The sequence below is a fragment of the Formosa sejongensis genome, assembly GCF_033447105.1.
Lineage (GTDB): Bacteria > Bacteroidota > Bacteroidia > Flavobacteriales > Flavobacteriaceae > Formosa.
Genome location: NZ_JAWQUN010000003.1, coordinates 359,156 through 370,711, shown reverse-complemented (window position 1 = coordinate 370,711; position 11,556 = coordinate 359,156). Strand labels below are relative to the sequence as shown.

At 33.7% G+C, this 11,556-nt stretch carries 8 protein-coding genes; 7 read left to right on the top strand and 1 reads right to left on the bottom strand.

Annotated features, from left to right (window positions below; all coding sequences use genetic code 11):
- Positions 1 to 185: 185 nt before the first annotated feature.
- A complete protein-coding gene (locus R6X41_RS05670; RefSeq protein ID WP_318498253.1) occupies positions 186 to 827 on the bottom strand; it encodes a hypothetical protein in 642 nt (213 codons plus the stop codon).
- A gap of 879 nt (positions 828 to 1,706) precedes the next feature.
- On the opposite strand from R6X41_RS05670, the gene R6X41_RS05665 reads away from it, so the two are divergent.
- The 7 genes from R6X41_RS05665 (at position 1,707) to R6X41_RS05635 (ending at position 11,211) form a co-directional block, all read left to right on the top strand.
- On the top strand, positions 1,707 to 3,665 hold the full coding sequence (locus tag R6X41_RS05665) for a heparinase II/III family protein (protein ID WP_318498251.1): 1,959 nt from the start codon (positions 1,707 to 1,709) through the stop codon (positions 3,663 to 3,665).
- Between the two features lie 32 nt (positions 3,666 to 3,697).
- Entirely contained in the window at positions 3,698 to 6,469 is a 2,772-nt protein-coding gene (locus R6X41_RS05660; RefSeq protein ID WP_318498249.1) for an endo-acting ulvan lysase-like protein, read from the top strand.
- Positions 6,470 to 6,598: 129 nt separating this feature from the next.
- On the top strand, positions 6,599 to 7,519 hold the full coding sequence (locus tag R6X41_RS05655; protein WP_318498247.1) for a family 43 glycosylhydrolase: 921 nt from the start codon (positions 6,599 to 6,601) through the stop codon (positions 7,517 to 7,519).
- A gap of 29 nt (positions 7,520 to 7,548) precedes the next feature.
- Positions 7,549 to 9,042 carry a sulfatase family protein gene (locus tag R6X41_RS05650; protein ID WP_318498245.1) on the top strand — a complete coding sequence of 498 codons (1,494 nt, stop codon included), beginning with the start codon at positions 7,549 to 7,551 and terminating at the stop codon, positions 9,040 to 9,042.
- Positions 9,043 to 9,197: 155 nt separating this feature from the next.
- Positions 9,198 to 9,494 carry a type II toxin-antitoxin system HigB family toxin gene (locus R6X41_RS05645; RefSeq protein WP_318498244.1) on the top strand — a complete coding sequence of 99 codons (297 nt, stop codon included), beginning with the start codon at positions 9,198 to 9,200 and terminating at the stop codon, positions 9,492 to 9,494.
- A gap of 11 nt (positions 9,495 to 9,505) precedes the next feature.
- Positions 9,506 to 9,874: a helix-turn-helix domain-containing protein gene (locus R6X41_RS05640; RefSeq protein WP_318498242.1), complete on the top strand. Its 369-nt coding sequence runs from the start codon at positions 9,506 to 9,508 to the stop codon at positions 9,872 to 9,874.
- Positions 9,874 to 11,211 (top strand): TlpA family protein disulfide reductase, encoded by a 1,338-nt coding sequence (locus tag R6X41_RS05635; RefSeq protein ID WP_318498241.1) that lies wholly within the window; start codon positions 9,874 to 9,876, stop codon positions 11,209 to 11,211. Before R6X41_RS05640 ends, R6X41_RS05635 begins: the two co-directional genes overlap by 1 nt.
- Positions 11,212 to 11,556: the final 345 nt, after the last annotated feature.

The window sequence follows — 11,556 nt, the reverse complement described above, 5'->3', positions numbered from 1 at the left end:
TACAATAACTAGAATCTATTACTTTTTCGATTTTAGCCCAATCGATTAACTCATTTATCTGACTAAAAAATGTTGCTTTTATCTTTCTTGATCGTAAATCGCAAATGCTGTCCGCTAAGGTTGGGGCTTTCTGTAATTTCATAACCTAAAAATAAGACTTGAGAACTTAATTTACAAACAGTTATTCAATATAATAATAGATTCAATTGATTTGACCTTGCAACGGTCTTGATGCCTTCATGCGAACGTTTTCCTCCGCTTCGTGTGGCTCCCCAAAAACTTTGAATGGCAGAATTGTCCTTTCCACTCACAGGAAAAGCATAGGTAGGTTCTGTAAATAGTTTTATACTGAAATTTTTTCGGATATCTTGATGAGGTATAATAACTACTTTATAACGATTGCTAGACGCGACATCAAATGAAATGGTATTGGAACCAGGTGCATTTGATACAACTGTTTTTTTTGAAACTATAGAATCATTATCAAAAGCATATACATCTATTACTAGTTGTAAACTATCTGCTTCAATATTAGACTCGAGTTTAAAGCGTTCACCATGTCTCAAATGCAAAGTATAAGCTAAAATTTTAAAACGTGAAGTGTCCGATTTCGAATGTATAATGGTTGGTAATTCTAATTCAAGATTATTGTTTTGTGCCTTTGAGTATGTCCGATTGTAAAGCTGAAATAGACTATCATTATCTTTAAAATTACGTTCAAAAACAGCTTTGGCTGTAGGTTTTGAAATCGCATCTGTAATTTTTTGAGTTTGTTTACAAGAGGCTACTATTAGGAAAGTTAAAAATATAATTATAAGTTTCTTCATACCTATAATAAACATAAATCATACCATGTTTTAGTATGTAAAATCAATAGCATCCTAAACTATTAGTCTCTTTTTTTTAAGTTTTACTGCTATTTACTTTATGGAATTAGTTGTGCTGAGAGATGTCCTTATTTATATATAAGTTGAATTTTGTTTTTTGAATGGCCTATAGAAAATTTATCGTAAAATTTGAAGAGAAAGTATCGTAAAATTTAAAGCTGTTTGAGCTAAACGAATGTAACTATTTGTCTAAATTTTCAGTAGCGAGTTCTTTAAATTTAGATAGTGAACGAAAAATTTAGATAAAAGTTCGTAAGCCTAGATTTTTTTATCAATGAAAAAAATTAACATATAATATTATTTAGGACACGATTGATAATGAGTCATAAAATTATTTCTAAATGTAATGAGACTCATTAAAAAAATGAATAATTAAGTTGGGTCAAATTTGTGAAAAGTTAATGTTAGATAGAAAAATAATATGAAGCGAATAAAGAATATTTAAAAAACTTCTAAATTTACTTAACCCCTTGCTGTATCTATGTAAAATGGTTTCTGTGTTATAGTAATTGAACGATAAGTTATTCAATATTTGGTAAACAAAAATTAAATTGCATTGGTTATTGTTTTTTAAGTCTTATAGACATGTTAGAATTGGTTTTTTTTATTCATCCAAGGCGAATAATATTCAATTTGGATGATTTTTTTTTAAAGTATAAATTGATTTTCGCCCAAAAGCACCTAAACCTTCTCTTGAGTTTATGTTGTAAAAATAGATGTCCTATTCTGGATATGCTAACGTGTTACTAGATAACGAAAACAGAAAAGCGATGATAACCTAGAACTAAAAATTTTAGAAAAAGCAAAACAAACTGTATCATGACTATAAAAAAAATATCATCTAAACTCCTTTTCCTATTATTAGGGTCACTGTTGTTTTTAGCAACATCTTGTAATACACAACCAGAAATAAAACTAGAAACTTTAAACATTCAGGAATATTTAGAATTAGGAAATGCAGATACCTTGTATCCGACAACTAAACAAATAGCACTACTTAAAAAAGTAATGCCAAAAGACCAATTTCAACCTGCTCCAAAAATTTCTGATCGCGTGTATTGGGATAGAGTTGCAGGATCTACATCAGGGCAGGCGTATTTAGAAAAAGCCAATAGTTTATTAGATAGCAAACCCGAAGTGCCAATTACAGATAGTATTTATCGTTTAGCTAATAAAGATGGAAATAGAGGGATTTATAAGCCTAGATATTATCGTACCATGGATCGATTAGAACATTTTGTTTTGGCAGAATGTATTGAAAATAAAGGGCGTTTTATTCCACAAATAGAAACATTTTCTGATTCTATTATGGCTATGAAATCATGGGTGCATCCGAATCACGACGATAGAAACAATGGTATTTTGGAAGGTAGACGTGTATCTATCGATTTAGGAGCTCGTAAATTTGGATCGGTATTAGCATTGGCAGAATCGCTATTAGGGGAAAAATTACCTCAAGATTTAAACGATCAAATCAATGCAAATATTAAAAGACGTATTACTGATACGTATTTAAAAAGCACAGAGTTTTTAGACAAAAATAACACATGGATTAAAAGTACAAGTAATTGGAATTCTGTGTGTACAAGTGGAGCTTTGTTAACCATTCTTACAAATTCCGATAGTTACGACCAGCGTTTAGCAGCGGTTGGATCTGCAATAAATAGTATGTCGTATTATTTAAGCGGATTTGGAGACGATGGCTATTGTTCTGAAGGTTTAGGCTATTGGGGTTATGGTTTCGGACATTATTTATATTTGGCTCAAATTCTTTCAGATTATTCAGACGGTCGTATCGATTTGTTTGCATTTGATAATCCTGAAAAACTAAAAAATGTAGGTAATTTCCCTGAGAATTTTGAAATCCAAAATGGTAAATGTGCACCATTTGCAGACGGTGTATCTTCTATTTCAAGTTCAGGAAGTAATTTTGCTAATGTATTATCTGCAGAACATTACGGTGCAATTGTGCCTAACGAAATTAGAATGGAGGAAGCTGCAGAGCAATTAATAGCTTGGAACAATCCAGAACTTTTTAAAGTTCAAGAAAATCCAATAGTTGCAGAATTACCAAATCAGACGTATTTTGATGATCTTGGAATGGTTATTTCCAGAGGAAAACAAACGAATCCATTTTCAATAGCATTTAAAGCAGGCCATAATGCCGAAAACCATAACCACAGTGATGTGGGAACGTATACTTTAGTATTAGGCTCAGAAATCATGTCGGGAGATATTGGAGCGCCTTCATACAGAGCAGGTTCATTTTCTCCAGATAATAAAGCGCGTAGTTCTTGGGGACATCCTGTGCCTATGATTAATAATATAATACAATCTAATGGAAAAGAATTTAAAGGCGTAATTACAAAAACTGAATTTAGTGATGATAAAGATGTAGTGATAGCAGATCTTAAACCAGCCTACGAATTACCACTATTAGAAACTCTAGAGCGCACTATGATTAATGATAAATCAGGTAACGGAACGATTACAATCGAAGATTATTTTGTAGCCACTGAGCCGATTGAATTTGGAACAGCAATTATGACGTTAAATGATTATGAAGTTGTAAATGATCATATGGTAATTTTAACATCCGAAAATCAGAAAGTAAAAGCAGAAATTAAAGCTGAAGGTTTCGATGTTACTATTGAAGATGTTCAAGTTCCTGTTGAGCATTTAAGAGAAGGAGGTCCTGCATTTCGTATCGGAATTAAAGGAAATGAAGCTGTGAAAACTGGAAAAATCACCATTATTTACACGCCTTTAGAAAATTAATAAACGAACAAACACATAAACAAACAAATACTATGTCTATTAATAATTATCAAATGGGACTAAAGACTATAAAAACAGGGATAATCGCCATGGGATTATGTGTTTTTACAAATGTAATTATGGCACAAGAGGATGTGAAAATTCCGTTGCCAAGTGAGTTGGAACAAGGATATCCCCGAATATATATAACACAATCTGAGAAAAAGGATTTAGAAAAAACGATTAAAGATGAACAATGGGCAAAGGATGTGTCTAATGGTTTACACGATCGTGTAGACGGGCATGTAAAACGTCATGAAACAGATAATGAATGGATGGTGTCTCGGTTACAAATGTACTGGAATACCAAATCTACTAATGTATATATAAATGGTATTAACTATTCCCATGCCGATGGAGAAGCGCCTGTGCCAACAGTGAAATTTTGTGGTTCACGTGATTATACAACACCTTACGGCACACCAAAATTAGAAGATGTAAAACCGTATATGGACGACCCAAGAGGGTTGTGGTTACCAAATAGAAGTAAAGAAGGGAATCCGTTTGAATGGGCTGAAATATCTAAATCAGGGCGTGTGATTTATAATATTAATTCACAAATTATCGAGCTTGGTCGCGATGCAGCTTTTTTATATTGGTTAGAAAACGATCCGTCTTACGCGCAATTTGCTTACGACATTTTCAACACCTATATGGAAGGAATGTCGTATCGTAGTGAGCCTATAGATTTAATGAATGGTCATATACAAACGCTTGTAGGATTTACCAATTTTCAAGTGATTCATGAGAACGTATTAATAGATGTTGCTGAATTATACGATTTTTTACATCCGTATATAGAAGCAAATCATCCGGAGAACATCCCGATGTACGATAAAACAATTAAGCGTTGGGTCGATCAGATTATAAAAAATGGTGTACCTCAAAATAACTGGAACCTGCATCAAGCTAAAATTATTCTAAAAGCAGCGATGGTGTTACAGGATAATGAAAATTATGAAGACCAAAAAGGACGTGAATATTATATCGATTATATATTAAATGTAACCTCTACACGCCAATGGTCGCTTAACAAATTTATGGAATACGGTTACGATAAAAACAATGGAGTTTGGGCAGAATGTCCAGGGTATTCTATGGGAGTTACTAAAGATTTAACGCACTTTATAGAAGACTTTAATAACACTTACGATCATAATATTTTACCATATATGCCAACTATGGAAACGGCGGTAAAAATGTTACCTCAATATTTGTTTCCTAACGGACAAACGGTTGCTTTTGGAGACAGTAATTACAGCGCTTTAAGTCCAGATGCTTTTGATGATATGATTCGTATTGCTCAAAAAACAGACGATGCGGAAATGGAAGAAGAGTTTACCGGATTATATAAATTATTTGCTCCAGAGCAAAAAGGAGATAAGCCTAGAAAGCCTAAAGCGAATATCAGTTCATTTTTTGCAAGTAAGCCATTAGAGCTTAATCCAAAGTATGACAAAGCGAATCTAGGCGATTATGTTACTCAAACGTTTTATGCACCAAATGTGAGCTGGCATGTGCAACGTATGGGAACTGGAGACGATGGGATGATGGTGTCTTTAAATGGTTCGTTAGGAAACCACATGCACGCGAATGGGATTAATATGGAATTGTATGGAAAAGGTTTCGTACAAGGCGGTGATCCTGGTAAAGGTGCGGGGTATTTACAACCGGTGTATTTAGAATACTATTCGCAATTTCCGGCACACAATACCGTGATGGTGGACGGTGTGTCGTCTTATACAGAAATGTTGAGTTATCATGCTTTCGATTTAATTGGAGAATATCCTAAATCTGAACAAAAAACAGGATATTATAAAGACATTACCTATTCTGATGTGTATTTCTTAGAGCCAGAAACGATGAGTGACCAAACACGATTGGTGAGCATTGTTAAAACGGGTGAAGATACAGGGTATTATATTGATGTGTTCCGTTCTAAAAAGCAAAAAGAAGGCGATAAATTCCACGATTATTTCTATCATAATTTAGGTCAGACTATGGAGATAATGGATGTCGATGGCAATTTGTTACCACTTACGCCAAGTGATGAAATGGGATTCGCTGGCGGACATTTATACGCGTTAGATTATATGTGGGATAAACAATCGTTAAAGTTAGATGACGATTATCAAGCCGAATGGAAAATTGATATGGCTGATGGTACAGACGATGTGTTTATGAATTTATGGATGATGGGTACTGAAGGCCGCGAAGTGTTTTCAATTAAATCACCATCAAACAAAGCCTTTAAAGGCAACCACGGATTACCATATGATGTGAGTAAAGCACCTTATTTAACGATTGCAGCAAGACAACATGGCGCCGCTTGGGAACATCCTTTTGTTTCCGTTTACGAACCATTTACTTCAGCTAAAGGGAAAAGTATAGCGTCTATCTCTAATTTCGAAGATGATAAAGGAAACACTGAATTTGTCGGTTTAAATGTAACTCATAAATCGGGTCGGAAAGATGTGGTGTTTTCATCAGCAAATCATAAGACTGTAACTTATAAAGACATGGAATCTGATGCTACGTATGCTTTAGTGTCTGAAGAAGAAAATGGAGATTGGGTTATTTTTATAGGTAACGGAAAACAGGTTAAGGCCCATGGTTATACCATTACTGCTGGGGAGATTGGAAATGTCGTTTTGCGACGTGAAAATGGAAAATTATCATTAGATAATGAAGTGCCTGTAAAAATTACATTTAAGAAAAAGTCTGTAGATTTTAATGTTGACAACTTAAGAGGGATCAAGTTTTAATTATAAAAGAATAGATTAATTGACTGTCAAATCGAGCAGAGTAGAGATTGAGAGTCTAGGCTTTTTAACTGTGTTTAAACTGACAATTTTATTAATTAAAAGTAGATGCGATTATAATTACGACTTAATATGAATTTTGAACATATCATAAACGTTCTAAGTTGTTTGGCTGTTAGTTTTACGACAAGCATTTGTATAGCTCAAAATCCGATTTTAAAACTAGGAGATAACGGTTTTATGTATGCCGCTGATCCTGCGGCCGAAGTCTACAATGGTAAAGTTTATGTGTATTGTTCGCACGATGCAGACGATGCCGTGAGTTATAGTACTATGAAAGATTATTTGGTTTTAGAATCGGATGATTTGGTACATTGGGTAAACCATGGTGTCGTTCTAGAACCTAGAAATTACGACTGGGCACAGGGACAAATGAATGCGCCGGATGTCGCTTATAAAGACGGTTGGTATTATTTCTATTTTCCTTACGATAAAACACATATTGGTGTGTCTAAAAGTAAGACACCACTAGGCCCTTGGGAAGCAGCTGTTACAGATAAAATAACATCAATTTTCGATCCTACAGTCTTTATAGACGACGATGGACAGGTTTATATTTATGGAAGTGACACGAAAGTGAATATAGGAGATAAGGGGCGTCATGTTATGGGTGCAAAACTTAAAGATAATATGGTCGAACTTGATGGGTCTTGGGAAAGACTTAGCGACGAAGAGATTAATGAAGCTGTCTTTTGTTTTAAGCGCAATGATATCTATTATTTTATGGGCCGTAAAGGATGGAAAACGGGCTATTGGATGTCAGATTCACCATTACCTACAGCACCACGTGCAGCATTTAAAGGCTATATCACCAATGAACAAAAGGATGCTCCCGTGCATATGTCGGTTATAGAATTTAAAGGCGCGTGGTATTTCTTTTATCAGCGTGGAGATGTAAATAACGGATCTTTTTATAAACGTTCGGCATGTTTTGAAAAAATGGAATTTAACGCCGATGGCACTATAAAACCAATAGTGTATACCTTAGATTAAAATACAAACAACCAAACTAAATGAGTAACATGAAATCAATTAAAATTTTAGCAATTGCACTGTTAGCACTAGTAGCAAGCTGTAAAGACAGTAAGTCTAAAGCAGAAACAACCACTGCAGAAGTTCAAAAACGACCGAATTTTTTATTCGTTCTTGTGGATGATCAATCCCCTTTAGATTTACAAGTCTATAATGCAAAATCGATATTAGAAACGCCCAATATTAGCAAATTAGCAGAGGAAGGTATCGTGTTTGAAGACGCAAGACATATGGGTTCTATGAATGGCGCTGTGTGTACACCATCTCGACATATGATAATGAGTGGGAGAACACTATGGCATTTGCCGCCAAGCGCAGAATTTCAGTTAGATACGTTGGCGAATCCTATCGATGAGCAGACTATTGGAGCTGTATTTAACAGAGCAGGATATAAAACAATGCGTACTTGTAAACAAGGAAATTCGTATCCTGGAGCCAATAGACAATTTACCGAAGTTCACGATGCAACCAAGCGTGGTGGTACCGAAGAAAGCGGAAGTGCATGGCATGCAGATCAGGTGTTAACCTATTTAAATGAGAGAGAAGCAGCTGAAAAAGCAGGTGTAGAAGAGGAACCGTTTTTTATCTATTTTGGATTTTCGCATCCACATGACACTAGAAACGGAACGCCAGAATTGTTAGATAAATATGGCGCTATTAATCATAAAGATAAAAACAGTCTGCCGCCATTAAATGAAAAGCAACCACAATTACCAGAAAATTATTTAGAAGCACATCCCTTTTTTCATGGGCATCCAGAACTCAGAGATGAGGAACGCGTTAGCGGTGTTTGGAAAAATAGAGATGAAAACACGATTAGAAATGAAATGGGACGCGAGTTTGCATGTTCAGAAAATATAGATATTCAGTTAGGTAAAGTGTTGAAGAAATTAGAAGAAACTGGAGAGTTAGACAATACCTATATAGTGTATACCTCCGATCATGGAATGGCTATTGGTAGACATGGTTTACAAGGAAAACAAAATTTATACGAACACACTTGGCGTGTACCATTTATAGTAAAAGGTCCCGGTTTAGATACTGGAAAACGTGTACAAGGTAATATGTATTTGTCAGATGTATTACCAACCTTATGCGATTTAGCAGGTATAGAAATTCCTGAAACTGTAGAAGGGAAAAGTATAGTGCCCGTTTTAAAAGGAGAACAAGAAACGGTTAGAGATGTGATGTATGGTGTATATGCTGGAGGTACAAAACCAGGGATGCGCGCTGTAAAAAAAGGGGATTGGAAATTAATTAAATATGATACGATGGATGGTGAGATTCATGAAACGCAATTATTTAATTTAGCCGAAAATCCATTTGAATATGTTGCAGAACATGGTAAAACAGGAGAGATGGAAACCGATTTAGCTGAAAACCCAAAATATGCCGAGAAATTAGCAGAAATGGAAGCGTTGTTGTTAGCAGAAATGGTAGCTCATGACGATCCGTATCGTTTGTGGAATCAGCCACAACTTTAAGATTTAAGTAACCCATCACGCATTTGAATGTTATAATTTAAGTGCGTGATGGGTTTTTTGTTTTTGAGATAGTTGAGGTTATAAGATTAAAAATAAATAACAACAAAAGTTCTTAATAAGAGAACTTTTGTTATCTTTACAAAGGAATTTTAATTATGAAAAGAATAATAGCAAAGAAAACTCTGAGAGAATTTTGGGAGAAGCATGCTGATTCTGAACAGTATTTAAAAACGTGGTTTGAAACTGCAAAAAATTCTAATTGGACTTCACCTAACGACATTAAACAGACGTATATAAATGCTAGTATTTTAAAAGATAGCAGAGTGGTATTTAATATTATAGGGAATTCTTATAGACTTATTGTGAAATTTAATTTTGATAGACAATGGGCGTTTATAAGATTTATTGGAACCCATGCTGAATACGATAAAATAGATGCTGATACCATTTAAAACATAGAATTATGAATATAAAACCTATAAAATCTGAACAAGATTACGAAAATGCTTTAGAAAGATTAGAAGTGATTTTTGATTCGTTAGTTGATACAATAGAAGGAGATGAAGCAGAGGTGTTGTCTATGTTAATTGATAATTATGAGAATCAGTATTATCCTATCGAAGCTCCAGATCCTATTGAGGCTATAAAAATCCGAATGGAAGAAATGAATCTAAAACAAAAAGATTTGGTTGGCATAATAGGAGGAAAGAGTAGGGTTTCTGAAATATTAAATAAAAAGAAAAGACTGACTGTCGATATGATTAGAGAATTAGAAAAAATTCTACACATTTCTGCTTCTGTTTTGGTAAATAATTATAAGATTTCTAAATAATGAAAGTTCTAAAAAGAATATTAACACCTATTTGCCTATTATTTCTCATTGTAAGCTGTGATAAGAGTAAGAAAGATTTTGAAAATGAGAGTATCATAAAGTTGCCATTAACTGAAATATACGGCTATGGTCCTTTTAAGTCAAGTATGGGAGGCATGTCTCCATATTCTGAATCCGAAAATAATCCTTGGAAAAAGACAGAGCTCAAAACCGTTGGAGTTCCTAGCAGTTGGACAGATGTTAAAGTAGGGGATATTAATACAGATATCTATCAATCGGTGTATGAAAGTTACCATACTAATGCCATTACAAAAGCGCATTATGAGCAACTTCAGAATACTTGGAATTGGATTCCCGATTCTTTAAACTTATCTAAAGCACCTATTAAAACGAAGATTGCTTTTGCATTCGGAAAAGATTCAATAGGTGAGGTACAAATGATTGTGGACACAAATAATAATCTTGATTTCTCCGATGATAAGATATTTAAACCTACAGAAATGGACCCCAAGGTTAAATTTGATAACGATTCTTTAGCTAAAGCAAATGTGAAGGACGTGAACTTTGAACGTTTTGTAAATAACGAAATAACCACCGTTAGTGCACCGTTACTTATTGTATATATGAAAGAATACAATATGTTTTTAAGTAATTTTCCTCAGTATGCAACAACGAGCTTAGAAGGTGTAACATTGGCGGTAGCTTCAAATGGGTTTAAAAATTTATCTTACGATAATTCAGAACTGGTTATTATAGATAGTATTCTAAGTGAAGGTAAAGCAGATGAAAATGTTATAATTCTAGAAAATGAATACATCGAAATTAATGGTAATACATATAAAAATCGAGGTGTAAATAAGAATGAAAATGTATTGATTTTAGAGAAGATGAAAGAACCTAAAGATCAATTATTCTCTACACAAGTCGGTTATAAAGCCTTTCCTTTTTCAGGTAAAGAATTTAGTACAGGAGAATCGGTTTCTTTGGAAGGTTTAAAAGGAAAATATGTGTTACTCGATTTTTGGGCAACATGGTGTGGACCATGTGTTCAAGAACTTCCTAATCTTAGAGCATTTTATGAAAATACAGCGCGTTCTAAATTTGAAATCGTAAGTATAATAGGGGACAGTGCTCCTGAAGATGTTACCAAAATGATTGAAAAGTATAGCATTTCATGGCCACAAATTCTTACGGATGACTCCAACCGCATTAAAGAGCAATATGGTATAAGCGGATATCCTACAACATTTCTAGTAAACCCTGATGGTGTTATTATTGCCAAAAACTTAAGAGGAAAAGACTTGGAACAAAAAATTGAAGAATTAATAAAAGAGTAGCTGGCATATATTTAAGTCATTTTTATACTTAAAGATACTAAATGTCTGTGTTGTATTCTATTGTGTTTTTATATTAATAGAAAATTTAGTAATTGTTTTTTTTTAGCTTCACTTGTAATTTTACAAGTGAAGCTTTTTTGTTAGTATTATAAATTGTTAAAATTTTATAAATCTGATAGCTTTTTTCTTCAAAAGAGTGATAATTTATAATCAAAGACCTATAATTTACACGAGTTTTCATAATCAAATTATAATATTACAAACTGTATAAACGCAATAAAATGAATGAGTTAGAAAGGTGTTTTAAACTTTCGTTCTTTTTGTTGATAACCAAAACTATATAAT

Bases quoted from the DNA above. Each gene is read 5' to 3' on its own strand.
- R6X41_RS05645 (WP_318498244.1), top strand. From the start codon at position 9,198: ATGAAAAGAATAATAGCAAAGAAAACTCTGAGAGAATTTTGGGAGAAG.
- R6X41_RS05640 (WP_318498242.1), top strand. From the start codon at position 9,506: ATGAATATAAAACCTATAAAATCTGAACAAGATTACGAAAATGCTTTA.
- R6X41_RS05635 (WP_318498241.1), top strand. From the start codon at position 9,874: ATGAAAGTTCTAAAAAGAATATTAACACCTATTTGCCTATTATTTCTC.
- R6X41_RS05665 (WP_318498251.1), top strand. From the start codon at position 1,707: ATGACTATAAAAAAAATATCATCTAAACTCCTTTTCCTATTATTAGGG.
- R6X41_RS05670 (WP_318498253.1), bottom strand. From the start codon at position 827: ATGAAGAAACTTATAATTATATTTTTAACTTTCCTAATAGTAGCCTCT.
- R6X41_RS05655 (WP_318498247.1), top strand. From the start codon at position 6,599: ATGAATTTTGAACATATCATAAACGTTCTAAGTTGTTTGGCTGTTAGT.
- R6X41_RS05650 (WP_318498245.1), top strand. From the start codon at position 7,549: ATGAAATCAATTAAAATTTTAGCAATTGCACTGTTAGCACTAGTAGCA.
- R6X41_RS05660 (WP_318498249.1), top strand. From the start codon at position 3,698: ATGTCTATTAATAATTATCAAATGGGACTAAAGACTATAAAAACAGGG.